A 24,487-nucleotide genomic window follows, 5' to 3' on the forward strand; every position below is an offset into this window, starting at 1 on the left:
CGTGATCCGCTCCGTTGCAGCCATTGCAGCCTCCGGCGCCGGACACCCGGCGGCCGGTCAGCTTACGCGGCCCGAAAGCGGACATTTCTATGTAGCCAAAAGCGGACATTTCAATCTAGCCACTACAACCAAATCCGTCGATAATTCACGTTATGTCAACTTGCGACGACGTGCAAGTAACGACGGCAAGTTCCGAATTTTTGCATAATGTGCTTTTGAAATGCTTGATTTGTTCGGACAAATTGTCGTCACTTCAGACGATATCACGCAGTGGGTCGCCGCGCTCGCTCCCGCCTACATGTCGAGTGAGCGCGCCTTCGAGCGCTACGTCCGCCTATGGGACGTCGCCGGCAAGGTCGAAGCCGCGAAACGCAACGGCACCTTCGACGCCACTATCGCGCGCTACCGCGACCGCCGCGCGCTTCTCGCTCGCCGCTTCGGCATATACCCATGATCGACTACCTGATCCGCGCTTTCGTTGCGATCTGCACCTGGCTGTTTGACGAGCCGCTCGACCCCGACAACCTCGAATGAAAAAAGCCCCGCGTTTGCGGGGCTTTTCGTTAGCGCGAGCGCTTGAACCGGCCTTTGCTGTCGCGCTCGCGGCGACGATGATGCTTTGCCATGATGACCTCCGTCAGTCGGCAATCCCCAATTTGGCCTCGATACGCGTCAGGCGTTTCTCGACCCCCAAGATGTAGCGAAAGCAGCCCACCGGCACGACCAGTATCTGCACGATGCTTACGCCAATGGTCAGCCACTGGGCCGCATCCATCACGCCCCCGACTTTTCCGGCGCGAAGATCGCGAACAGGCCGAACAGGCCCTGCAGCAGCGTCGCCGCGAGGCCGACCTTTGTCGGGTTCGCGCCCAGCTGCACGGCGACGGATGCCGCCGCCGTCGTGAACACGCCGATGCCCGCGTGCGTGCTGGGCTCGTTCAATCGGTCAAGAATGCTCATACCCTCTCCTTTCAAAGTCCGCTGTATGCGGCGTTGTTCAAACCATCCACGACGGGTTGCGCCGCCGTGTTCGAATCACCCCAGTTGTTGTCGCCCGTCCCGAGGTCGATGCCGGCCGATGTGAGCGGGCGCGGCGATACGATCCCCGTCAGGAAATCGAGCGCGGGGCAATACAGCGACGCGTCGAACGTGTTCCCCATCGCGAGCGCGTCTTGACACTTCGCCTTGTCGGTACGCGGCAAGCCGATCACGTCGCCGATGCCAAGCGCGGTGCCGCTGACAACGCTACCCGCCGCATCCGCCGCAGCCGCACCCACATTCGCCGCTGCGCCCTGCAACCCGCCCGCCGCGTCCACTTTTTTTTTGACGTACCAGAGCGCCAGCCCCGCGAGTGCCGCGACGCCTACCACGATCATCGAGTCGTCGCGGATGCTCATACGTAGAACCCGTACTGGTTGGACGTGTCCATGCCGGCTGCGCCGAGCGCATCGAACGTGTCTTGCGTCATCGCCTGGCTGATCGCGTCCGGGTTCCAGCTGGTCGAGTCATACACCTGCGGCAACGCGAAATTGCCGTTCGTCATGCCCGCGCGCGTGCCGCCTGCGTTCAGGTTCGCGACAAACGGGGCGAGGACGGCCCCGGCCGTGTTCGCCCATGCTGCCGCCGCGCTCGGCTGCGCCGTGCCCGTGACGGGCCGAGGAACGGCCGCGCTCGCGACGTTTGCCGCCTGCGTTTGGCTGAAATGCTGGTAGACGACGTACCCGAGCACCGCGACCGCGAGTCCGAGCACGACGTTCGACGGATCGGTTTTCATGCGATCGCGCCTCCCTGCGCTTGGAACCACGCGAGCATGGTTCCCATGTCGTGCGGATGCTGGTTGTACGGCGAGCCCGCGAAGCTGGCCCACTCGCGATTGCACTTCGTGATCGCGGACGCGATATTGCCGGCGTCCACGTCGGCGAGCGCGCCCCGGCGACGCGTCAACGCGATGGCCGCCGCGTCCTGATTGGCCGGCGAGAAATCGGATGCGCCGATCACGGTTTTGATGCCGTCCCACGTCTTGGCGAGGATCTGGTAGCGGCCGGCCGCCGTGCTGTTTGCCGCTGGCACGTAGATGCGCGGATGATCGACATAGCCGTTGTCGAACAGGCCACCCGGATTGACCAGCACGTTGTAGCCGTTGTCGCCGCGCCCATACGTGCCCTCGCTGATCGAGATCATGTCGAGCCATGCCTGCCGCTGTTGCGTTTGGCCGCTCGCGCTGTACGTGCCCATCGTTGCCACGCTTCCAACCAGTCCCATCAGTTCATCCACGGTAGTTCCCTCCGTATCCGCGGCGACGCTCGGGTCGGCGTTGTCCGCCGTCGTCACGATGCCGCCGTTCGTGTAGTAAAGCGCCGCTGCCGAGCATGCGACCGCGAGCGCGGTAACGGCCGTTTTCATTGGGCTTCCGCCACGGTTGCGTTTGCCATCACGCCCCCGGGTGCGCCGTCCACGTCACGGTCACGGTATTGAAGTCCGTTGCCGTGCCCGAGGTGTTCGCGGTGCTGACCGTCAGGCCGCTGTTGCTCTCCCCGCTCACCCAACCGAATCCGGCTCCGCCTCCAAGCGTGACGGTATAGGCGCGGTTTTGATCCGGGTCTGTCGTTGCTTCGTTGATCACGTAGACGCCGGTCGACGAGCGCGACACCGAGCTGTAGTTTTCGCCGGCAATCACCGCGCCGGTCGTGCCGGCAAACTTGACCCAGCCGCCCACGAACGACCGCTCGCTGATCACCCTCGTGTTGGTGCCCGCGTAGCCGCTCGGCGCTGGCGTCTCGATCGCCGCATCGTAGAGGTTGCCGAGGTCGACGACCTGCACCTTGTCGGTCGCGCTGTAGCTCTGCCAATACGGACGCGATGCGCTCGCCGTGTAGTCGCTGAAGCCCCGGAACCCGTTGCCTTGCAGGTTGATCTTGTGTCGAAAGCCACCCGCCGTCGTCACCATCAGACAGTTGGTGCCGAAATAGCTATGCCGCTGGAACGAGCAGCCAATCAGGTTGATCGTCGATTCCTGTGCGCTGTTGGAATACACGATATCGGCCGCGCCGACGCCTGCAGTCTGGCTACCGTTGTTCTCGAAATACGTCCCGATGAACGTTGCCGCGCTGGTGCCTTCCGTGGCCGCCGTGTCGGTGACGACGCGCACGCCCCATACCGAGTTTGCGGTGCTTGAGGTCGCGTTGTTGTTCGATTCGATCGAGCCGCCCACGTAGACGAACGTCGAGCAGTCTTGTGCGTCGATCCCGTAGTTCGCGCAATTCCCGTAGGTGCAGTTGTAGAACGACAGCGCGTTCGGCTGCGTGAAGCTGCCTTTCTTCGACAGCAGGCCGCCATTGCACCAGTTGACGACCACGTTTTTCTGGATCGACTCTTGAACGTCAACGTATTGGATGCCGAGGTTCCATCCGGTCGAATAAACGTCCTCGACTGCCATGTGCGAAATCGCCGTGACCGACAAACCCACGCTCGCGCGGTCATTCTTGACCAGCGAGATATCGCGGACATACTGCTGCGCGACCGCCCCGCCGTTCGAGTTCGTGCCGGTGATCGACAAGCCGGAGTCCGCGCCGTTCGCCCACGAAATGACCGTGCCGCGTTGGCCCGCCCCGCGAATCGACGTGCGGAAGCTGGTTTCCGAACTGTCGGACGTATCGCTTACCGTCCACGCATGGTTGAACACATACTTTCCGTTCGGCACGAAGGTTTCCGCGCCGTTGCCGTTGCAGTAGTTCGCGCACCGTTGCGCCGCACACCAGTCAATCTCGTCCGTCAGCGCCACGGCCTCCGGGTAGACGACCTGGGCCATTGCGAGCGTCGAAAACTTCGTGCTGATCGGGTGCGAGTTTCCGTCTCCGATCGCGCCGAAGTCCCTGATGTTGACGAAGTCGCCCGCCTTCGCACCGATGGTCCGCGCTTGCGCGCCGGTGGCCGCGAGCGTGAAGGCGACCAGCGCCGCGCCATACGCGGGACTTTTCAGGCGTCCCGCGAGCCCCGAATTCAGCCCGCTCATGCGATCACCTGGAGGTTAGCCGTTGCGCCCGTGTCGCTCGTCGCGTACCAGTCGATTTGCGGTGCGTCCGTCTCATTCCACATATCGCCGGGTTGCAGTACGATCGCCGCGTTCGTCGGCGTGACGCCCGAGCCGCCGACATACAGCTTCCCCGTCGACGCGATCGGGTTCGCGATGCGCAGCGCTCGGCACGCGCCGGCCGCGCGAATGTGCACCTGATTCGGCGAACCGCTGGTGAAGGCCGCCACGGCTACCGGTGCCGCGTCCGTTACGCTCGTCGCCTGCGTCGGCGTCACCGCGATAGGTGCGCCCGGTTCGCTGATGAGCGACACCGGCACGGGGTTCGCGGACGTGTTGTTGATGCCGACGTTGGTCGCCGTCAGCGTCGCACCCGACACGTTCACCGTGCCTTGCACCTTGACGTTGACCTCTTGTCCGACCGGCGCTGACACCTGAAACGGCGCACCCGGTTCGTTCACGATGGACACCGGCACCGGATGCGTCGCATCGTTCGTGATGTTCGTTCCGACCTGCGAAAGCTGGATGTCGATGTCACCCATCGTCACGACGCCTTGCACCGTGCCCGCCGCGCCCGTGATCGTGAAGCTATCGAAGCCTCCGACCGGAATCAGCTTGGCGGCCGGCCCCATGCCGGTCACGGTGTCCACGACTGCGCCCGCGCGCAGCAGTTGGATCGTCAGCGCGTTCCCTTGCGTTGCCGTCTGGATCAGCAGCACCAAGCCGCGAATCGAACCGACATACGGGTTGGTGCCGTCGAGTACTGCAGTGAAGTTCTGCATTACGCGGCCTCCTTGGCAAGAAAGGGCATCGACACCGCGAGCGCGACGACGATCAGCGCGCCGATCATCAGCGTGCGTTGGTTGCCGGTCTTCGTGTCCTGATAGGCGGCCGTGATGGCGCTGTTTGCATTCTGGTACGCGCCGGCCACCTGCGACGTGGCCGCGCTGAACGTACCGTCGAGCAGCGAGCCGAGATCCTTGTACGCGCTCGCGACCTGATCGGAGGCCTTCGCGTACGCGTCGCGCGTGCCGGCCGCATCGGTCAGCACGCCATTGATCGCCATCGCGGCCGTCTGCTGCACGGCGCTTTGCGCTCCGGTGCCCTCCTGCAGCACCGCGTCGATAGCATGGTTGCCGAGGCCGAACGCCTGCGTGACCGCACCGTGATCAACCGCCTGGACGTTGACCGTGTTGTTGGTGCCCGACACCGACGTGCCGGTTGCGCCGTTGTCCGCGTTCAGCCGCTGGTCGATGTTGTTGGTCGTGCTGGCGCTCTGGCTGTTCGAATCCGACCCGCCGATATTGCAGATGGGACCGAAGCGCGCCTTGTGAAGCTGTTCGCGAAAATTCATTGGAAATCCTTGCGCATGATGACGCCCTGCGGCGCGCGTCCGACGACGCGATAGCCCAGCGCCTCTGCCTTCTTGATCAGCCCCGGCCGCCGCGTCTGGAACTGCGCGGCCGGTGCCCCCTGCGATTCGAGACAGCGCGCGAGTAACACCGTCAGGTCAGCATCCGCACGACCGCCGTAGACGAGCACACGCAGCACGCCCTCGCGGTCGATCTGCTGCGCCCATGCCGCGACCGGCCGGCCGTTTTCCTCGACCACGTAGCAGCGTCCGACCGTCAGCAGGTGTTCGAGCGATTCCGCGCCGTTGGTCGTGTCGAAGCGGACGGCGCGCGCGCAGTGCGCCCGCGCTTCGTCCGGGTGCGCCGCGCGCACGGTCAGTGCCGATGCATGAGGAACCAAATCAGCCCCCCGATGACGATCAGCGGCAGCACCGTGCCTTGCATCGAGACGCCCGCGCCGGTCAGCGCATTGCCGATGCCCTGCCCGATGGCCGCTGCGCCCCCCGACAGATTCGACAGGCCCGCCGTGATTCCCGGATCGGGCGAACTGGCGAACGTGAACGATCCGTCGTTGAACGAGGTGAAATTCGACTGCTGCGCGCCCGACGTGGCGGTCGGTCCAATCGGCACCGCCACGTCTAGCCACGACGAGCCCTGATTCGCGGAAGCGCTCAATTACGCCTCCTTGGCGAGTTCCAGCACCACGAACACGATCAGGCCCAGCATCAGCAGCGATCCGAGCCCGCCTTGCGGCAGACCGACCGCGCCGGCTGGCCCGTAGCCGATGGGGTACACCCGGCCGTTGCTGGCCTTGTAGTAGCCTTGGCTTGCCGCCGTCGGCAGACCGTGATTGATCGAATCGACCGCGACGAGCGCGCCGAGCGTATCGCCGAAAGCGGCCGTCCAGTTGAAGTTGGTCGATCCGCTTTGCAGGTCGCCCAGCGTCTGGCCGGTGCTCGACGGCGTTGGGTTGCTCGGCGTCGAGGCATAGCCGTAGCCGTCGCCGACACCGCCGCTCAGGCCGTCATACGACCCGAGCGTGGTATCGCCGTTCGACCAGTCGATCGCGTTCGGATCGCCCGAACCGGACGAGCCGTCCGGCATCGTGAAAAGCGCCATTCCGCCCTCCTGTTGGTTGGGTGAATGGACGCCTTAGCGGCCGGCCGGATCGATCAGGCGCGTGTAGCCAGTCCACACGGTGGGGCCGCCCGTCGTCGTCAGGCGCACGAACACCTGATTCGATTTCGACGTGTTGAGCAGCTTCTCGCGCAGCCCTTGCAGGTGGTAATCCAGCACGAGCAGGCCCGGCTGCTGTACGCGGCCGTAATCGGTCTGGTCGCCCTGGATGTCGGACGGCTTGCCCTCGAAGATGATCACGCCCGCGTTGCGAACCTGCACGTTCGTGACCGAGCCGGCCGCGCTGACGTAGGTCCACGTCACACCGCCGTCCGTGATCGACGTGCTGGTGCCGGACGGGCCGCCCGACGATGCCGACGTGCCGGCTGCGGTCGCCTTGTACAGGTTGCCGCCGTTCGTGACCTGCGCGCCGACAGCATATGCGGTCGATGCGGCCCACGGTGCGCCGTAGTTCGTCTGGTGGAAGAATAGTTGCGAGATGATGCCGCCCGAGGGGCCGACCGGCAGCGCGATATCGTTGTCCTGCGCGACCTGAAAGTTGTACTGCGCATACAGCTGCTTCATGACGAACGGGTTGTTCGTCGGGTCGCTTTCCTGCGAGTAGCACTCGATACCGCCCGTGCCGACTGCCGGCGCGCTCGCGTTGACGCTGATTTCGAACGTCAGCGATTGCATCGTGCTCGACGGCAGGCAGGTGAGCAGCATTTCGGCCGCCTGCGAAGTCGGCCGCCCGCCCGCGCTCGAGCTTTTCGCGTTCGGCAGCGTGAAGTCGAGCAGGATGAGGTTCGTCGGGTTCGACTTGCTGAGATACAGATTCTCGGCGAGCAGGTCTGCGCCCTTCACCGTGAAGAACGGCTTACCGTTGATCTTGCCGACGATCAGGTCGATCTGCGAGGCGAGCAGGCCGCCCAGCAGGTTGAATTTCAGCTTCTCGTACGTCGGGCCCAACGGGCACGTGAGAATGACGACGCCGCCCGGTGCGTACGGCGTCAGGTTGGTCAATTTTTGCTTGCGCATCGCGTAGCCTCAGGTTGCGTGTTGTCGGTTCGTTCTGGCTGGAAGGCGCAGATTCAGGCTGCTGCGCCACCCGGCAGATACGGGCCGAGCACGGGAACCGTGATCACGTTCTTTTGCACGAAAGCCGTCACGGCGAACACGCCGAGGATGATCAGTGCGGTGTGGATGTGGGACTTCATGTCTCAGACTCCGGAATCGGGTTTGCTCACGGCCCAGATGGAATTTCCATCCACGAAGGCTTTCAGCTTCGGGAACCGCGAGATGAGGAAGGCCGCGCCAAGCACGCCGCACGCCGTCGCGATGATTTCGACAGAGATTCGCTCGACGCTCGGCAGATAGGTTTTGATGGACACGGGTTCAGTACCTTGTTGAGGTAGGCCCCAGCATCCGAAAAAAAAAGCCGCGAGTCCAAGTCTGGAAATCGCGGCGAATCGCGGGGAATTGCAGAACCCCTCCCATCTGAATTTTTTAGCTTTTCGGCACGGAAACCACACCCGGACGGTTCACTTTGGCCCGCACGTCGCGGTGGATGTAGTGGAATTGCGGCAGGTCGAGAATCTCGCGATGGTCGAGGAACATCGTGTTCCCCATCACCTTGGCGTCATTCACGTAGCCCACGGCGTAGCACCGGATTTCGCTGCAGTTCCCGAAGAAATCCTTGTCCACCTGCGCCGGCCGCTGGCACGTTCCGATGATAGACAGGCCGCGATGGCGGCCGGCCGTGCTCAGGTTCTTCCACGCCTGCGGGGCCCACGACGGCGTTGTGACGCGCGACAGTTCCTCGACCACGACGCACCAGCCCGTGAGTTCCCATGCGACGCGGCAGAAGCGGTCGAACATCACCTTGACGTCGCCCGTACCCGGGTCGAGCACGATGTGCCGTTCCTTCGCCTTGATCGCCTGGACAAGATCGTGGATCGAGCGCACGACGCGCCCGCCGATCACGGCCGCGTAATCGTCCGTCACTTCGAGCGGCGACCACACCAGCACCGGGCCGCGCCACTTGCGCAGCCACTCTTTCACGAACAGGCCCTTGCCGTTTCCGGACGCGCCCACCACGGCGATGATGTGCGCGTTGTTCTTCGTGCCCGCGCGCGTCATGAGCCGAACGCCGGCATGCCGCCCGGGTTCAGCGGCGTCGGTTTGACCTTCGCCACTGCAGCGGCCTGCACGTCATCGCCGGCCGGCGCATCGCCCGCCGCGCCGTCCGGCGACAGGTCGCCGATCACGGGCGCGGCCGTCGGCACCGCCTTGGACTCGCGCAGCTTCGCCAGCTTGTGCGCCTCGCTCTTTGCGCGCACCACCTGCGCCGTACCGACCGCGAGCGGGAACCCGGCCACCGCGACGCCGACGAGCGGGTGCGAGAACAGCGAGCCCGCCCCGCCCCAGCCGTATACCTCATCGGCGCGCGCGAGCGCCGCGCCGAGGTTCGACATGCGGTCTTCGGTCCATACCGGCTTCGCCTCCGGCAGCAGCGACGTGATGATGTCGCCCGCCGTTACGACCGCCTGCCGCCAACCCGCCGCGAGCGTCTCGAACGCTTCGGCGGCCTGCGCTTGCTCGTCGGCTTCCGCCCGCTCGCGCAGGGCGTCGTTTTCGGCCAGTTCTTCTGCCGCGATCTGGTCGAGCGTCGAATCTGCCCGGTTGTCTGCCACCACTTCCATCAGCGCACCCCGCTAAAAATTGAGTTCTGCAGCAGGCCGGCCGGGCGCTTCTTCACCACCGGTTCGGGCTGCTTCGGCTTCTGCGAATCGCTGGGATTCGCAGGGTTTTCCGGTGCCACTTTTGGCACCTCTTCCGGCTCCGGATCACGCCTCACGCGCTCCAGAAACAGCCGGTTCCCGCGCTCCGTTTTCTGGATCGCCCGGAACCCGCACGGGCCGCAGTTGTAGTAGCCCATACCGGACACGTTGACATGCGCATCCACCTCGCGGTCGCACTGGTGACACTCCGTTTTCCCGATGTACGGCATGGGCCACCTCTCACGCGGGTTGCGTGACGCCGCCGACGGTCGGCGCACCCGGGATCGTCGCGGCCGGCGCTGCGCCGGTCGCCGCGTCCACCACGGCGGCGGCCGTCTGCGCGACCGCAAAGCCGTTGTCGACCACCTTCTCCAGCATCGCGACGCGATCCTCCAGGTGCGCGATGTACGCGTGCGCGGCTTGGATCGCCTCCGCAAGCGATGCGCGGTGCTCGCCGTTGTTGCGCAGCGCCTCGACGGCGTTCGATACAGCGCTCTTCAGTGCTTCCAGCATGGTCTACCTCGTTCTAGTGTGCGGGCGTGACAGGGCCGCCCGCTTACCCGTTACAGTGCCTCGACCGCCTTAACCAGCCGCGTGACCGCCGCGATTTGCGATGCCGCCACCGCTTTTTCGAATCCCGTCAGGTTCTCGATGCCCTCGCGAACCGTTTTCGCCGCGCTCTTCGCCGTTTCCAGCGTGCCGGCCGGCACGACTACCCCTTGATCCATCACCTTCCTCCGTACAGTTATTGACACGAGTCCGAGTGCTCGCGGCTGCGCCGCTGCGCGAAACCACCCGCCACTCATAGCGCGTCGCCGGAACGAAAATCTCCGTTTCCCGGCTGTACGCGCAGAGCCCGTCCACGACGTGCGCGACGCCGCGCGCGGCGACGCCGTGCGGCACCTTCACCGGGCGGATGCCATAACGCCCTTCCCGGTGTTCCGTCGTGTGCTTGATGTAGATGAGCCGGCCCTCGCCAGCGACGCCGCCCATGGCGCGCGCGTATTCCGCCCAGTCCGCGCGGTGCTCGTCGGTCTTCTGCGCCGCGTGCCACGCCGCGCGGATTTCCGGCGACTCGGCGGCGTCCGGCAGGTCAGCCTCTTTCACGCGGCGCAGCTCGCGCCACACGCCGACCGGCGCGCAGCCGAACGCCTGAAACTGCCGGATGCCCCACTGCGCGGCCCACGTCTCGACGCGCTGCGACGGCGTGATTTCGATGTCGCCCAGCAGGTCTGGCGCCACAATGAATTTCTCTTCCGTCTTGTGGTCGCCGACGTGCGCGCCGTCGATGTTCTTGGCGATGTACTTCGCGATGTAGCCGACCGCCGAGCCCTTCGCGCTGTCGATCCGCTCGAAGCGCACGCGGCGCTCCTGCGCGCCGCGCTCGTCGCCGGCATCCACCAGCCCGTGCGCGCGCATCACGGCGCAGAATCGATCGACGTTGTTCGAGAACACCAGCCCGTGCCAGTGCGGCGTGGCGTCGTGGTGCGGCTCGGCGACGCGCATCCCGAAAAAGCTCACGCCCTCGCGCTGCAGCTGCGCCCGGATGCGCGCCCACACGCGGCGCAGATACGCCTGCGCGTCGCGCGGCGTCGCGCCGGCATATTTCTTGTTCGGCACGAAGCGCGTGCGCGCGCCCAGCTGGCGCACCGAGTGGAAACGGCTGGGGCATGTCAGCGTGAACATGACGCCCGCGAAGCCGGCCGCCGCCGCGAGGTCTTCGCATCCGCGCAGGCGCGTCATGAGCTCGCCGCGCTTCAGGGCCTTGTTCGAAATGCTGACGGCCGCGAGCTCGGCAATGGTGTAGCGCTGGCCGAGCTCGTTTTCGAGCGTCACCGCGTCGAGCGTCGCCTCGTTGCGGCTGTTCTGCGCGACGCGGCGGCGCACGGCGTCGTCGCTCGCGTACGGATCAGCGCCGTAGTGGACGAAGTTCAGGCGGATGTTCGAGGCCTCCGCGCCGCGCGCGTGCGCCGTGCGCAGCCGGCGACGCCACCACAACTCGCAGCGCACGCGCGCCAGCTTGCCGGCGTCGTCGTCCACGTCGGGCAGCGCCACGCCGTACGTGTCGCACGTCACGCGCGCCACGGTCAGCGCGTCGCCAGTCTCGAGCGTCAGCGTGCGCAGCTGGAAGTCCTCCGCGATCCGCCGCGCCTTGTCCACGATTTCCGCGTCGGACGCATCCGGGCGCACCGCGCGCGTTTCCGGCGCGTGCTCGGCCGCGAACGCGTCGAGCGCCGCGCCGGCCGCACCCATGTCGAACATGTGCGACGCGTTGCGCGCGTGCGCCGAGCGGCGGCCGGCCGTCAGCGCTTCACGCACTGCCCGCGCGTGCCACTTCCACGGCGCGCGGGTTTTCAGTGCGTGAGCGGCCGGCAGGGCCTCGACGGATTCGCGTGCGTGCGCGGCGTAGACCCACATCAGCGAGCGCGCCCCATGCAGCGTGCGCGCAGCACGCGGTAGATGCGTTCGAGCGCCGCGTCACCGATGGCCGTCGCGCGGATGTGCGCGACGCTCGGCACGCGACGCGGCACGAACGAGAAGTGGGAGGAACCCGCGTAGCCGATGTCACCATCCTCGACGCGGTAGCCGATGTCAGCGAAGGCGGCGGATGCGGTCATCGTGTCACCACCGTCAGAGCGATGTTGGTGATGTGCAGCGCCGCGTATACGCCCACAAAGGTGCCGATCGCCACTGCGGTCGAGACGTTCAGGAATTGCCGGAAGGTATACATGTCACGCCCCCAGCCAGTGGAAGAACGCATCAACGGCGCGCGCGATGCGCGACGGGCGACGGTAGAACGGACCTTCCAGCGTGAAACCGCCCAGCGAGGACGGATGAATTTGTAACCGTGTCTTTCGCATGACCTCACCCCCTGAAACCCCTATCCCTCAGAAGAAAAGTCGCCCCGCGCCTTGCTGGATGGCCGTCCAGCGCTGCCGGGATGGGTGAAAGCAGGTGCGCATCCGGGGCGACTGATCCGAAGAATAGTTACAGTCGGTGTAACTGTCAATGTTGATGTAACGTTGCAGTCCGATTGACGTTCGCCTATGGTTCAGCTTGGGTGAAGTCAATAGGGGTGGACATGAAAACAACGGTTCAGTATTTGGACGCGCTGAAGAAGCGCCTTGACCTGCCGTCCGACTATGCCGCTGCGCAGGCATTGGGGGTCACGCGTGCGGCCGTCAGCCGTTACCGCAACGGCCTTTCCGTCTTCGATGAGAGCACCGCGATCCGCGCGGCCGAATTGCTCGACCTGGATCCTCTCGAGGTGATTGCCGCGTGCAAGGCAGAAAGCGCGCCGGATGCGCGCGTGCGCCGCGTGTGGGAAAACGCGTGGGGAAAAGCGACGGGAGCGACGATCACGGTAGCGATAGCCGTGGTTACGGTCGGGCTAGTCGGCGCTCCCTCGCCCGCGTCATCAGCGCCAATCCACGCTGATAATGCCGTGTCTTCACGTTATGTAAAATTAAGAGCAAGCCAACTTCCATGTATTGACCGATGTCGATCACGGTTGTGACCAACCGCTACTTTTTGGCGCTTTGGCAACCGTGCCCGGCGGCAAGTATCCGTATTCCTCCCATTCTTCTGCTGTTCTTGTATGTACCGGGACGCCGCCGATTTCGATGACGCCATTACGCGTCACGATGACCCCGTGCCTTTCGCCAAACCAATTGTCCATTTGATTTTCCCAGGCGTCCTGCAAACCGAGGAGCTCCGGTTCGCCGGAATGCTTGCTCGTAACGTGCCCGGCTTCGATAGTCGGCCCATTCGCCCAGTCGATGAGATCTTCGTGCCTGCGCGAAGGCGGACGCGTGAACGCTTTGATCCGGTTGCCGGCGTCGTCTCGTCCGAGCAGAAAGCGCAACGGATGATTGGCTTTGGCCCAGATTTTCTCCAGCGCCCATTTTCTGAATTCGCTCTTGCAATCAGTCCCGTGCGGATCGATCCACGAATACGGATTGGGGGCGAACATGTAAGGATTGCGCCCGCCTTCGAGGCCGATCGGATCCTGGCTGATGAAGCTTCCGGTTGCCGGGTCAAAGTACCGGTGCCGGTTGTAATGCAGACCTGACTCCTTGTCGAAGTATTGCCCTTGCAGTCTCAGCGGCTGTCCGGCGGCCGTTGCCCCGCCCCGTTCCGTTGCAGATCCCGTCGGGCCGTAAAATGCCTCCCAGACAACTTTGCCGTGGCGGTCATGCATTCGCACTGGCGCCCCGTTTGGATCGTTCTGGAAAAAGTACGTCATTTCGGGCCGAGGTAACGAGCCCGCGGTCGATGCCGTCTCCTTGCCTGCCATCAATTCGGTATATACCGTCGCAAGTGTTCGAAATGTTCCCGGGTAATGAACCCATTCACGGGCGCAGCCCGGCGCGGGCGCCGTATGATGGCTGTTCGCGCGCGCTTCGGTCGTATATTCGCCGACGAGCGTATTACGATCCCAGAAGAAACGACTGATCTGTGATGGAGAGATCGAATTTTCGCCGCCCGGCGATTCCACATGCGTTATTTTGCGCACGCGTCGCTGAAATGGATCGTACTCGTAATGTGCGCGGATGCGGGCCGGCAGTCCAGACGCTTCCGGAACATCGAGTCGTACCGCGACCGATTCTTCCAGTTGGCCCGCTGCATCCCAATGCAGCGTCATATCCTGACTGCAGTTGTGCCGCCGTATCAAGTTTCCCGCTCGATCGTATTCGTGGTGCTGTCCGTCGTATTCGCCTTCGCGGACCCAGATCCCGGTTGATCCAGGATTCGTGGCGCCCGCCGTGAGGCGTTCGCGGATTCGCATTTTCAGCAGATCGCCGGCAGGGTCGCGCAACAAGCGATTGAGACGTCCGAAGGAATCGAGATGCTCGGTGAGATAGCCCAGTGGGTCATAGCGAAAGTAATCTGAATTGCCGAGCGCATCGCATTTTTCGATCAACTCGCCGTTCGCATCGTACGAGTAATCGCTTGCAAGCAGCGTGGCCCCGGCTGAGGTCAACAGAACCTGCGACGCGAGCCGGCCGCTGGATTCGTATGAGAGGTCACGCTGCAAGTCGGCACCCAAATGCTCGGTTCGAGCCTGACCGAGCGGATCCCGAGCGATGACGGTCGGCGCGGCGTCGTCGATCTGGACAGACGTTACGGCATTTGACGCGTCGTACGTATAGCGCACGACATGTTCGACGATCTGGTTACCGGCAACGATTCGCGTCGCGCGTTCGATTCGGTTGCCGGCCACGTCATAGACGCTGGCAATCGTAAAGGCACTCCCCTGCCCTGCGTCGCACTGACGTTCCTCGATCACCCTGCCGTCTGCGTCATGGCGGATTTCGACGCGACTGAACGGGTTCTGCGCGAGCACCAGATCGCCGTTCGAATCGTACGAAAAACGATCAATGTATACGTGGTCATCGCCCGTCGGACCCGCTGCACGCTTCTGGACGAGACGGCCGGATCGATCGTAGCCGTATTCGATCGTTTGCCCGAGCGGGTCGATGCTTTGAAGCAGTTCACCTGCCACGCCGTACCGATAACGGCGTGTTTGGCCCCAGTAGTCGGTCTCTTCGGTGACACGTCCCAGTGCATCACGCACGAGGTGATACAACTCGCCGCGCTCGTTGACGACGCCGATCAACTGCTGCTCACTGTCGTACCGATACTCCACCACGCTCCCGTCCGGCGCCAGCCGTCTACGTATCTGACCCAGCGCGGCATATTCCATCCGAGTCACCTGGCCGTTGGGATCGCGATAGCGTGTCAGGTTACCGTCAGCGTCATATTCGAGAAGGATTTCCCGCTCGCCGGGCTCGATTGCTCGCGTCAGATTGCCGTTGCGATCGAACTCGTAGCGGCTGATCTGATTCAGCGCGTTGATTTTACGGGTGACGTTGGCCCGTGCGTCATAGGCATACGTCGTACGATGTCCAAGCGCGTCGATGACTTCGATCAGGTTGCTATCGTCGTCGTAGGAAAAATACGTCGTTGCGCCGCGGGGTTCCGTATGCGATATCAATTGCCCGTGCTCGTCATGGACATACCGTGAACGCGCACCGGCCGGCGAAATCTGTCCGAGCAGCTTGCCGAACTCATCCCATTCGTACCGCCATTGCCTCCCTCCCGGCGCAGTGATGGACACCAGCCTCTGATCCGAGTCGTAGGCTGCACGGACGACACCCCCGTCCGGCCGCGTCTTTGCAATCAGATTGCCGTGCGGGTCATACTGCCACGCGGTGGCGCGTGCAGCCGGATCGACGCTTTGGCTGGTGCGCCAGCGCGCATCGTACCGATAGCTCGTGACGCCGCCGAGCGGGTCGATCCGGGCGACGGGCAAGCCGCGTTCGTTCGCTTGCAGGATCGTCTGGTTCCCTCTGGAATCGGTGATACACGTCTCGTGATGCGCGATATCGTAATCGAAGCGATAGTCGAAAAGCCCGTCGTCGCCCCATGCATGGTCGACACGCCATACTTCGTCGTCGCCACGCCGATGGCTGTAGTAGAAAGAGACGCCGGCGGCGCTCGTGTGGCGCAACAGCCGGTGCCCTTCTCCGTACGTGAATCGATGCGGCTGGCCCATTGCATCGAGCACGGTAACGAGATTGCCGTTCCGGTCTTGCTCGTAACCGACCAGCGGATGGGCATGGCCGTCGGCGTCGATCAATATCAGCGCACTGAGCAAATTTGTTTGCGTCCTGGTCGAGCCCGTCGGATCCGTTTCGCACCGGACTGCTCGCCTGCTTGCCCCGTTACGTGTCCACTCGAGCAGGCGCCTCAGCGTGCCATCGGGCCCTCGCTCGAACACCCAGGCGTTGCCGTTGAGGTCCGCGATTTTCTCGATGGGCAACGTCGACACCGCATTCTCCGCAGGCATCGGCATCGCGCGCTGCCGGTGGACCGGCAATGCGAATTCGTATTCGATTCCGGCGCGTGTCCTCATGACGAGCCGATCGTCGCGTCGATAGAGTGCGTATCCGTACTGCCAGTCATAGACGCGCGCGGGCCAACCGGCTGAATCGGGCATCGTATCGAACGCCGTCGCGTGTTCAGCGAGGTATGCAACAACGCCCGTCGCGTCGCCGGTGTGCCGGATCAGGTCGAGCCGAATATCGGCCGGCGTCTGCCAGCCGGCGCCAATCGCGCCTCGCCACGTGTCGTGACTCGCGTAGTAGCGGCTCCAGACGAGCGGTAACCGTCCGGCGATCGTGAAGTCATGCTGCTGGACGATCACCTCGCCGGTGATCGAATCGACGGGCTCTGCATCCAGCACCTTGCACCGCAAAAAACCCGGCTTCAGATGCAGCTTGTCAGCCAGCGTCTTCGCCCACTTCGACCCGCGGAACGCCTTGAACAATCCCTTCGCCAGCGCCGCCATGTTGACGATCGGCGGTCCACCAACCAGCACCGGGCGTCCGGTCGGAATCGGCAGCATGAACGACGTCGGCAACGACAGATGCTCGCGCTTCGTATGCGCACCGTTGTGCGTCGGCGGTTCCAGGCCGACCGCCCAGCAGCTCATCGCCGGCAGCGCCAGGAACGCCATCGGGTCGTTGTTCGCGAGCACGGTCTTGCTGCCCATGTAGGCTTCCGCGTCGTTAGATGGGTCCGGATCGGGTGGCGCGAACGATTCGCCGAGCGGAAAATGCAGCGCCGGCGCATGGAATGCATGCGTACCCGCGGTAGCCCGCAGCATCCCGTTCACGAAGATCGGCCGACCCGCGATGCTGCCCATCCCGACGCCCGCCCCCACCGCGTTTGCGATATCGCCCGCAGTCTTTGCCCCCTTCAGCGCTTGAGCAACAGTGGGATCCTTCGCCAGTTTCTGAAGCTCGCCGGAAACGGCTTGGGCCGTGTCCTCGAGCTTCTTCGCGTCGTCCGGATGGTCTTCAAGATATTCAACCGCCTTTTCCTCGATGATCGTGAAGGCGATCGCACCGATGACGCCCAATGCAGCGTTCACATATTCGCGCAGGTCAAGCATGAACCCGACATGGGGATGCGGCAGGAATACCGGTGTCGGACTCGGCGCCACCAATACCGAATGCAGGTCGACCCCGACGACCGGATCGAGATGTTTGACCGCGGGCAATCCCATGCGCGTCTCCGTTCAGCGGCCGCCGCGCAAGGCGGCGACTTTCTCGCGGAGTTCGGCGCGACGCCGGTCGAACGCCCCGACCTGCGACACCATCCACTCGACGACGAGCTGCAGGTTGCTGTTCAGGCGTGTCGCGTCGTCCAGCGTCAAGCCCGCATCAAGCGCATTGAAGCCGGCTTCCAGCGCGTGCTCGCGCTCCCCTGCCCGCTCCCAGCATACGGCGCTCATGCGCCACGCTTCGACGGTCATCAACGCATCCTGCGCGGCGGCCGTCGACGCGGCCGCCCGCTCGTAGCAGTAAGCGGCGCGCGCATGATCCCTGACCATCAGATGCACGCTCGCCTCGCCGAACAATCCGTTGGCGACGAGCTTCCAGCCGGCCGGATGTCCGGCGTTCACCGCATGCGTGCCGCTTTCCGCTGCTTGCCGATATGCATCGACGGCATGCTCGTGGTCGCGCCATTTCAGATATGCGGCGCCAGCAATCAGATGCACGATGACGCACTGGTCGAACCACTTCTCGCGCCCGGCCACTTCCAGCGCCGCCGCGCGGAGTGCTTCGAGGCGCGCGGGATTGCCGCCTTTCACCGTCTCGCTCATCGTGACGAACAGCCGCCGGAATTCGCCGCTCGACCCGCGTTCGCCCGACTCCGCGAGCAGTTCGCGCGGCACGCTCGCCATCGAATACTTGCCGTGCACGATGCAGACCAGATTCGGATGATGCTGAACCAGCGGCGCGACCGGCTCGATAACCGTGCGCGGCACGACGAAGCGCACGCGCTCACCCAGTTGCGGCGTCGCGGCGAGGGTCGACAGCAGGCCATCCATCCACCGCACCCATGCGGATTCGTCATCCGTCCGGGACGGCGCGAGCACGAATACCAGTGCCGGGAACACATCCGGGTGATGTTCGATCAGGCTGGTGGCCACGGTGAGCAGGTAACGGACCGGATCGACGCCGTCGAAAAACGGCGGCTGCCAGTCGGTACGGATTCCCGCTGCGTCGGATGCAGCGCGGCGGCTGTCGTAGAAGGCAATCAGCTCGTCGGCCAACGCCTGTGCGTAGCGCGTTTCGGTCGCGAACGCCGTGCGCATCGTTCGAACCGCGCACGACGTGTCCTCCTGAGCCTGAAAATACAACCGCACGAGCGGAGAATCCGCTTCATCCGTGTACCAGATCATCAACCGAGCGGTCTGGTCCTTCGCGAAACGCATCCAGTCCGAATGCGCGTCCATGAACCTGCGCTCTACGGGATTGGTCGGCTGCCAGTTCTGCTGCATTCGTGCGGACCTCCATCATGGATTCAGTTTCAGGACGGTGCCCTCGACCGTATGCTCGCCCGTGGCCGACGACGTCACCGTCGTTCCGCGCACACTGTGGCTTTCGGTACCGGTCGACGCGACATTGACGCCCTGGATCGTGATCGTGCCGTCGCGCTTCATCACGATGCTGGACATCCCGCAGACGAGCGAAAGCTGGTCGCCGGCGTTGACGGTCACCTGATGCTGTACGTTCGTCGTATGGCTCGCACCGACGTTGACGGTGTGTTCGCCGCCGACCGTGTGCGTATGGGCGTTCGAGATCGTCGACGTTCGCGTGCCGATTTCCTCGGTATGCGTGGACGCGACCTGCGTCTTCATGTCCTGAGACGTCGTGTGATAAAGCTGCGCGACGCTCAACGTCTTGCCCTCGCCGATCGTTTCGGTCTTGGCTTTGGCGACCGTCTCGGTATGCACGCCACCGATCGTCGCGTCGCGATTCGCGGCGATCGTCACCGTTTCGTTCTGCCCGACCGTCCGCGTCCGGTTGCCGACAACCCCATGCGTCTCGTTCGCCCCAATCTGCGCGACCCGGTTCTGCCCGATATTCACCGTCTCGTTCTGCCCCACGCTCCTCTGCCGGTTGTTCTTCACCTGCATCGTTTCGTCGTTCCCGACCGTATGCGTATGGTTGTTCCCGACGGAAAGCGAATGATCGAGCTCCGTCTCCGCATCGAAATTCCTTTCCGCGTGCATCCACAGTTGCTCGGCGCCCTTCTTGTCCTCGAACCGGAACGCATTCGCATGGTCGGTCGTCCCACCCGGCGACGACCGCGACAACAGCCCGCTCTGCGTCGCACTGCCCGGCAGCCCCCACGGCGGCATCTTCTCGCCGTTGAAAACCCGCCCGGTGACGATCGGCTCATCCGGATCGCCATTGAGAAAATCGACCACCACCTCATCGCCCACCCGCGGAATCTGCACGCCCCCGAACCCACCCCCGGCCCACGGACTCGACACCCGCACCCAGCACGACGAATCCTGATTGCTCTGCCCGTACCGATCCCAGCGGAACTGCAGCTTCACGCGCCCGTACTGGTCGGTCCAGATTTCCTCCCCCGGCGGCCCGACGACGGTGGCCGTCTGCGGCCCGTTGGTGCGCGGCCGCGGCGTCTCGCGCGGCGACCGGTAAGGCAGGCTCGACGGCTGCACGAGCATCATCGTCTGATGCACGACGGCTTCCGCACCCTGGTCGCTCGCATACGCGTTCTCCTGAAAGCGGTACTGGCACCGCACGATCAGGTATTCGCGGTTCTGGTCCGCCCGCGGGCAATGTTCGAGCGTGAACAGATAACCGGGCGCGACACCCCGCACATCGGTATCGGCGCTCGCCCGTTCATGTTCCGCCTGCTGTTCCTCGAGCCGCACGCGGCTGTAATGCGCACCGGGTGCATCGTCGCGATAACCACCCGGCCACTCGAACGACGCAAAACTGTCGTGATCGTGCCCACGCGGATCGACTTTCTGCGACGAAAGATCCGCGCGCGGCTTCGTATAGTCATAGTCGGTGGTCTGGTGCCGGCCGACGCTCACCGCCTGCGCGGGCAGCCAGCCGTCGATGTGCTCCTCGTCGGCGATCGCGGTGCGGTCGCGCGCGATGTACGGAATCGTCTCGTAGCCGGGCAGCACGGTATGCGACGACATCGCGTCGCCGAGCATCAGCGTATGCGTGTCCTCCGCATGCCGGAACCAGAAGTAGATCCCCTCGAACTCCATCAGCCGCGACACGAACGCGGCATCGGTCTCGTTGTACTGCACGCAATAGTCGCGCGGCACATACGATTCGGCGAGGTGGTTCTCGATCGGAAAGCCGTACGTCGACAGCACCTCCTGCACGATCTCGGGCACGGTCTTGTTCTGGAAGATCCGGCAATCGGAGCGGCGCGTCGCGAGCCACAGCCACGGGCGCACGATCAGCTCGTAGCCGTAGTAGCGCTCGGCGCGCCGGCCGGAAAGCGATGCGCGCGCAACGATTCCGTTCAGGTAGCGGGTCGACCGGTCCTGCTGTTCGATCCGGACCGTCACGGGCTTGCCGAGCATGTCCTTCAGCGACAGGCTGTGACTGTCGGCAAGCGCCTCGATCCGGAATTCGAACAGGCGGCCGAGTTCATCGCTGCCGTCGAGCGTATGGAACTTGAGGCCGTCGCCGTGCGGGCTGTCGAGTGTGAATACGCGATTCAAGTCGTTTCCTCCTCGTCGAACCGGTACGCGAATTCGCCGTCGGCGGCGCTCAGCTCGATCGACGACAGCGTGCGGCCCTCGAGCGTGGCCTGCAGGATCGCGCGGCCGATACGCGGCATCACCGTGTGCGTGAGGATCGCGTCGACCATCCGGCCGCCGGATTCGATCGTCCTGCAACGCTCGACGACCAGCGCGGTCGCCGCATCGGTGCAGCGCAGCCGGATACCGTGGTGCGCGTCGATCCGCTGTTCGATCCGCCGCAACTGCAAGGCGACGATCCGCGCGAGCGTCGCGTCGGTGAGCGGGTAGTACGGCACGACGGTCAACCGCCCGAGCAGCGCGGCGGGAAACACGTCGAGCAGCGGCGCGCGCAGCGCATCGGCGAGCGTCTGCACGTCGGGCAGGCGCTCGGGGTCGCGGCACAGCTGCATCACGCGATCGGCGCCGACGTTCGACGTCAGCAGGATCACGGTGTGGCGGAAATCGATGTCGCGCCCCTCGCCGTCCTCCATCCAGCCCTTGTCGAATACCTGGAAGAAAATCTCGTGCACGTCGCGGTGCGCCTTCTCGATCTCGTCGAGCAGCACGACGCTGTACGGGCGGCGGCGCACCGCTTCGGTGAGCACGCCGCCCTGCCCGTAGCCCACGTAGCCGGGCGGCGCGCCCTTCAGTGTCGACACCGTATGCGCCTCCTGGAATTCGCTCATGTTGATCGTGATCGCGTTGTGTTCGCCGCCGTACAGCGTGTCGGCGAGCGCGAGCGCGGTCTCGGTCTTGCCGACGCCGGACGGCCCGCACAGCAGGAACACGCCATGCGGCTTCTTCGGATCGTCCAGCTTGGCGCGCGCGGTCTGGATGCGTTCGGCGATCAGCTCGACCGCGTGCTGCTGGCCGACGACGCGCTCGCCGAGCGTATCGGCGAGCTTCAGCACGGCCTGCGTTTCGTCGCGGACCATGCGGCCGAGCGGAATGCCGGTCCAGTCGGCCACGACCGCGGCCACCGCGTGTGGGTCGACGGCGGGCAGCACGAGCGGCGCATCGCCCTGCAGGTCGGCCAGCGCTTGCTGGGCAACCGAGAGACGCGCTTGCGCCGCAGCCCGTGCATCCGCATCGAGTGCGTGGGACGGATCGTCGTCGAGCAGCAGCGCACGGGCATCGACGATCGCGGTCAACGCGTCGCGTTCGGTTTGCCAGCGCGTGTCGAGCCGGTCGAGTTCGGTTCGGGCGGTGGCAATGTCGTGCTCGATCGCGTCGCGCCGCGCGGTATCACCGGTACCGAGCGCGCATTCGCGCCCGATCCGCTCCTGTTCGACGCGCAGGCTGTCGATGCGGCGGCGTGCATCTTCGATCGGCGCGGGTACCGCGTGCTGGCTGACGGCGACGCGCGCGCAGGCCGTATCGAGCAGGCTGATCGCCTTGTCCGGCAACTGGCGGGCGGGAATGTAGCGGTGCGACAGCGTGACGGCGGCCTCCAGCGCATCGTCGAGCACGAGCACGCGGTGGTGGGTCTCGAGCTTTCCGGCGAGGCCGCGCAGCATCGTCAGCGCGGCCGCTTCCTCCGGTTCATGGACGTGCACGAGCTGGAAGCGTCGCGTCAGCGCCGGGTCCTTCTCGATGTACTGCTTGTACTCGGACCACGTGGTCGCGCCGATCGTGCGCAGCAGGCCGCGGGCGAGCGCGGGCTTCAGCAGGTTCGCGGCGTCGCCGGTGCCGGCGGCCCCGCCCGCGCCGACGAGCGTGTGGACTTCGTCGATGAACAGGATCGCCGGCCGCTCGGACGACATCGCTTCGTCGATCACGCCGCGCAGCCGGCTCTCGAATTCACCCTTCACGCTCGCGCCGGCCTGCAGCAGCCCGATGTCGAGCAGGTACAGCGCGACGTCCTGCAGCGACGGCGGCACGTCGCCGGCGGCAATCCGCAGCGCGAAGCCTTCCGCGACCGCCGTCTTGCCGACGCCGGCCTCGCCGACCAGCAGCGGGTTGTTCTGCCGGCGTCGCAGCAGGATGTCGACGATCTGACGAATCTCCGGATCGCGTCCGATCACCGGATCGATCTCGCCGGCCCGTGCGCGGGCGGTCAGGTCGACGGCGAAGCGCGCGAGCGCCGAGCCGTCGGCGGCGGTCGCGCCGCGCATCGTCATGTCGCCGCCCGGCGCCGCCTGCCCGGCCGGTGGCGCTTCGGGCGAGCCTTCGACGATCGACGCGAGGTCGTCGGCGAGCACGTCCGGCACGATGCGCTCGAATTCGCGCGTGATCGCCAGCAGCACGTTGCGCAACTGCGGTGTCTTCAGGATCGCGAGCAGCAGCACCGCGCCGCGAATGCGCGTCGCGTCGTACTTCAGCGTCGCGTAGACCCACGCGCGTTCGACCGCATCGTCGATGTGCACGGACAGATCCGACACGGAGCCCGCGCCGCGCGGCAGTTTGTCGAGCGCGGTAACGAGCCCGCGGTCGATCGCGGCGTCGTCCACGCCGAAGTGGCGCAGCACGCGCTGCAGGTCGCCATCGGGCCGCTGCAGCATCTGCTTGAACCAGTGCGCAAGCTCGACATACGGATTGCCGCGCAGCCGGCAGAAGCCGGTCGCCTGCTCGAGCGTCTCGTAGAGGAACGGATTCAGCTTTCCGAACAGGTTGGCGCGGCCGATATCGGACATGACGGTTCCCGTTTAGGCGGTTTCGCGATGAAGGGGTGCGCCGCCGCGCCGCACGTCGTAGCGGACGACGAGGTCGCGCGCGGGGCCGGGGTCGAGCCGTTGCCCGAGCCACGCGGTGCGGCCGATGCCCTGCGGCGCGCCGAGCGCAATCGCCGGCACCGCGTCGGCGGCCAGTTCGAGCTGCACGTCCCAGTCGAACTCGATGCCGACGTATTCGCGCACCCATTGCGTGAGCTGCCGTGCATGCGGGCCGCCCGGCAGGAAACGGCGGTACGCGTCGAGCGACAGCGGGCCGAGCACGATCCGGAAGCGCGACTGCGCATCGCGCACGGCCGCACCGAGCGCGACGGCGCCGACCCGCAACGTCGGCCGCGTCGCGCGGATCGTGCAGCGCTGCGAACGTTCGATCGCGACCCACTGCGGCACGTGCTCGACGATGCGCGCCTCGACACCGAAATGCCGGCGCAGGATCTGCACGAGCCCTTCCGGGTTGCGCGTGTGCCGCACGAGATGGCCCGCGTGGAAATAGCGCGCATGCGGCGCGAGCGTGTCGGCGTCGGCGTGGATGTCGGCTTTCGCGGCCGGCTTGTCGCCCTGCGCCGCCCGGCCGATCAGGCTCGCGACATAACCGTCGAACCGTGCGCGCTCCGGGCGATCGAGGCTCACCGTCGGCTGCGCGTCGGCCCAGGCGCGGTAGAACAGCAGGATCAGCCGGTGATGGAACAGGTCGGCGAACGCGGCGAACGTCGGATCGTCGTGCTGCGCGGCGCGTTCGTGCGCGTATTCGGTCAGGTGCGTCGGCAGCGGCCCGTTCGGGCCGAACAGCCCGAACCCGTGGATCGCGATGCGCGGCGGCATGCCGCTGCCGTCGTCGCTCACGCCGGCCAGCATCGACGCCGCGAACGCGAGCGACGGCTGCTGCCCGAGGCGCACCGGCTCGTCGCGCGGCCGCGTCGCATGGCCGAGCGACGCGCGGCGAG

29 protein-coding genes are annotated in these 24,487 nt (G+C 65.2%); 3 read left to right on the top strand and 26 right to left on the bottom strand.

The features are described from left to right. On the top strand, window positions 1–208 hold a 208-nt coding region (locus G3N98_RS27420), incomplete at its 5' end, for a hypothetical protein (RefSeq protein WP_206149768.1). Between the two features lie 12 nt (window positions 209–220). Next, window positions 221–454 carry a hypothetical protein gene (locus tag G3N98_RS27425; RefSeq protein WP_206149770.1) on the top strand — a complete coding sequence of 78 codons (234 nt, stop codon included), beginning with the start codon at window positions 221–223 and terminating at the stop codon, window positions 452–454. A 183-nt stretch (window positions 455–637) separates the two neighbouring features. Here G3N98_RS27425 and G3N98_RS27430 read toward each other — a convergent pair whose 3' ends face one another. The 21 genes from G3N98_RS27430 to G3N98_RS40245 form a co-directional block, all read right to left on the bottom strand. Then, complete coding sequence (locus G3N98_RS27430; RefSeq protein ID WP_155623362.1) at window positions 638–775, bottom strand: hypothetical protein; 138 nt, start codon at window positions 773–775, stop codon at window positions 638–640. Then, on the bottom strand, window positions 775–960 hold the full coding sequence (locus tag G3N98_RS27435) for a hypothetical protein (protein WP_206149772.1): 186 nt from the start codon (window positions 958–960) through the stop codon (window positions 775–777). The genes G3N98_RS27430 and G3N98_RS27435 overlap by 1 nt, the downstream gene beginning before the upstream one ends. 11 nt (window positions 961–971) lie before the next feature. Further along, window positions 972–1,397 carry a hypothetical protein gene (locus tag G3N98_RS27440; protein ID WP_206149774.1) on the bottom strand — a complete coding sequence of 142 codons (426 nt, stop codon included), beginning with the start codon at window positions 1,395–1,397 and terminating at the stop codon, window positions 972–974. Then, window positions 1,394–1,774, bottom strand: a complete 381-nt coding sequence (locus tag G3N98_RS27445) for a hypothetical protein (protein WP_206149776.1) — start codon at window positions 1,772–1,774, stop codon at window positions 1,394–1,396. Before G3N98_RS27445 ends, G3N98_RS27440 begins: the two co-directional genes overlap by 4 nt. Beyond that, window positions 1,771–2,403 (bottom strand): glycoside hydrolase family 104 protein, encoded by a 633-nt coding sequence (locus tag G3N98_RS27450; protein WP_241026104.1) that lies wholly within the window; start codon window positions 2,401–2,403, stop codon window positions 1,771–1,773. Before G3N98_RS27450 ends, G3N98_RS27445 begins: the two co-directional genes overlap by 4 nt. A 28-nt stretch (window positions 2,404–2,431) precedes the next feature. Beyond that, a complete protein-coding gene (locus G3N98_RS27455) occupies window positions 2,432–4,012 on the bottom strand; it encodes a hypothetical protein (protein ID WP_206149778.1) in 1,581 nt (526 codons plus the stop codon). Continuing rightward, entirely contained in the window at window positions 4,009–4,812 is an 804-nt protein-coding gene (locus G3N98_RS27460; RefSeq protein ID WP_206149780.1) for a hypothetical protein, read from the bottom strand. The genes G3N98_RS27455 and G3N98_RS27460 overlap by 4 nt, the downstream gene beginning before the upstream one ends. Continuing rightward, window positions 4,812–5,384 (bottom strand): hypothetical protein, encoded by a 573-nt coding sequence (locus tag G3N98_RS27465; protein ID WP_206149782.1) that lies wholly within the window; start codon window positions 5,382–5,384, stop codon window positions 4,812–4,814. Before G3N98_RS27465 ends, G3N98_RS27460 begins: the two co-directional genes overlap by 1 nt. After that, window positions 5,381–5,782 (bottom strand): hypothetical protein, encoded by a 402-nt coding sequence (locus tag G3N98_RS27470; RefSeq protein ID WP_206149784.1) that lies wholly within the window; start codon window positions 5,780–5,782, stop codon window positions 5,381–5,383. Before G3N98_RS27470 ends, G3N98_RS27465 begins: the two co-directional genes overlap by 4 nt. After that, complete coding sequence (locus G3N98_RS27475) at window positions 5,758–6,057, bottom strand: hypothetical protein (protein WP_206149786.1); 300 nt, start codon at window positions 6,055–6,057, stop codon at window positions 5,758–5,760. The genes G3N98_RS27470 and G3N98_RS27475 overlap by 25 nt, the downstream gene beginning before the upstream one ends. Continuing rightward, entirely contained in the window at window positions 6,058–6,501 is a 444-nt protein-coding gene (locus G3N98_RS27480) for a hypothetical protein (protein WP_206149787.1), read from the bottom strand. Between the two features lie 33 nt (window positions 6,502–6,534). Beyond that, window positions 6,535–7,536, bottom strand: a complete 1,002-nt coding sequence (locus G3N98_RS27485) for a major capsid protein P2 (RefSeq protein ID WP_206149789.1) — start codon at window positions 7,534–7,536, stop codon at window positions 6,535–6,537. Window positions 7,537–7,589: 53 nt separating this feature from the next. Then, entirely contained in the window at window positions 7,590–7,715 is a 126-nt protein-coding gene (locus G3N98_RS40240) for a hypothetical protein (protein ID WP_269112651.1), read from the bottom strand. A 3-nt stretch (window positions 7,716–7,718) separates the two neighbouring features. Further along, a complete protein-coding gene (locus tag G3N98_RS27490; RefSeq protein WP_206149791.1) occupies window positions 7,719–7,889 on the bottom strand; it encodes a hypothetical protein in 171 nt (56 codons plus the stop codon). 115 nt (window positions 7,890–8,004) lie between these two features. Beyond that, window positions 8,005–8,637 carry a hypothetical protein gene (locus tag G3N98_RS27495; RefSeq protein ID WP_206149793.1) on the bottom strand — a complete coding sequence of 211 codons (633 nt, stop codon included), beginning with the start codon at window positions 8,635–8,637 and terminating at the stop codon, window positions 8,005–8,007. Continuing rightward, the gene (locus G3N98_RS27500) at window positions 8,634–9,200 is read right to left on the bottom strand and encodes a hypothetical protein (protein WP_206149795.1); all 567 of its coding nucleotides are present in this window, start codon (window positions 9,198–9,200) and stop codon (window positions 8,634–8,636) included. Before G3N98_RS27500 ends, G3N98_RS27495 begins: the two co-directional genes overlap by 4 nt. Continuing rightward, entirely contained in the window at window positions 9,200–9,436 is a 237-nt protein-coding gene (locus G3N98_RS27505; RefSeq protein ID WP_206149797.1) for a hypothetical protein, read from the bottom strand. The genes G3N98_RS27500 and G3N98_RS27505 overlap by 1 nt, the downstream gene beginning before the upstream one ends. An 82-nt stretch (window positions 9,437–9,518) precedes the next feature. After that, window positions 9,519–9,791: a hypothetical protein gene (locus G3N98_RS27510; RefSeq protein ID WP_206149799.1), complete on the bottom strand. Its 273-nt coding sequence runs from the start codon at window positions 9,789–9,791 to the stop codon at window positions 9,519–9,521. Between the two features lie 69 nt (window positions 9,792–9,860). Beyond that, window positions 9,861–11,333 carry a replication endonuclease gene (locus tag G3N98_RS27515; protein ID WP_346779111.1) on the bottom strand — a complete coding sequence of 491 codons (1,473 nt, stop codon included), beginning with the start codon at window positions 11,331–11,333 and terminating at the stop codon, window positions 9,861–9,863. 362 nt (window positions 11,334–11,695) lie between these two features. Further along, window positions 11,696–11,896 carry a hypothetical protein gene (locus tag G3N98_RS27520; protein WP_206149803.1) on the bottom strand — a complete coding sequence of 67 codons (201 nt, stop codon included), beginning with the start codon at window positions 11,894–11,896 and terminating at the stop codon, window positions 11,696–11,698. Window positions 11,897–12,010: 114 nt separating this feature from the next. Then, window positions 12,011–12,139, bottom strand: a complete 129-nt coding sequence (locus G3N98_RS40245; RefSeq protein ID WP_277396921.1) for a hypothetical protein — start codon at window positions 12,137–12,139, stop codon at window positions 12,011–12,013. A gap of 173 nt (window positions 12,140–12,312) precedes the next feature. On the opposite strand from G3N98_RS40245, the gene G3N98_RS27525 reads away from it, so the two are divergent. Continuing rightward, on the top strand, window positions 12,313–12,795 hold the full coding sequence (locus G3N98_RS27525) for a helix-turn-helix domain-containing protein (RefSeq protein WP_241026105.1): 483 nt from the start codon (window positions 12,313–12,315) through the stop codon (window positions 12,793–12,795). Here G3N98_RS27525 and G3N98_RS27530 read toward each other — a convergent pair. From G3N98_RS27530 to tssG, 5 genes are all read right to left on the bottom strand, one after another. Continuing rightward, a complete protein-coding gene (locus G3N98_RS27530) occupies window positions 12,784–17,352 on the bottom strand; it encodes an RHS repeat-associated core domain-containing protein (RefSeq protein ID WP_206149804.1) in 4,569 nt (1,522 codons plus the stop codon). The genes G3N98_RS27525 and G3N98_RS27530 overlap by 12 nt on opposite strands. Before the next feature lie 12 nt (window positions 17,353–17,364). Next, entirely contained in the window at window positions 17,365–18,633 is a 1,269-nt protein-coding gene (locus G3N98_RS27535; protein WP_241026106.1) for a hypothetical protein, read from the bottom strand. Window positions 18,634–18,648: 15 nt separating this feature from the next. After that, window positions 18,649–20,853 carry a type VI secretion system tip protein TssI/VgrG gene (gene tssI, locus G3N98_RS27540; RefSeq protein ID WP_206149808.1) on the bottom strand — a complete coding sequence of 735 codons (2,205 nt, stop codon included), beginning with the start codon at window positions 20,851–20,853 and terminating at the stop codon, window positions 18,649–18,651. Next, window positions 20,850–23,507 (bottom strand): type VI secretion system ATPase TssH, encoded by a 2,658-nt coding sequence (tssH, locus tag G3N98_RS27545; RefSeq protein ID WP_206149811.1) that lies wholly within the window; start codon window positions 23,505–23,507, stop codon window positions 20,850–20,852. The genes tssI and tssH overlap by 4 nt, the downstream gene beginning before the upstream one ends. A gap of 12 nt (window positions 23,508–23,519) precedes the next feature. Then, window positions 23,520–24,487, bottom strand: a 968-nt coding sequence (tssG, locus tag G3N98_RS27550; protein WP_206149813.1) for a type VI secretion system baseplate subunit TssG, incomplete at its 5' end; no start/stop codon positions are given.

Source organism: Burkholderia sp. Tr-20390, assembly GCF_017104595.1.
In the GTDB taxonomy this organism is placed as follows: Bacteria; Pseudomonadota; Gammaproteobacteria; order Burkholderiales; family Burkholderiaceae; genus Burkholderia.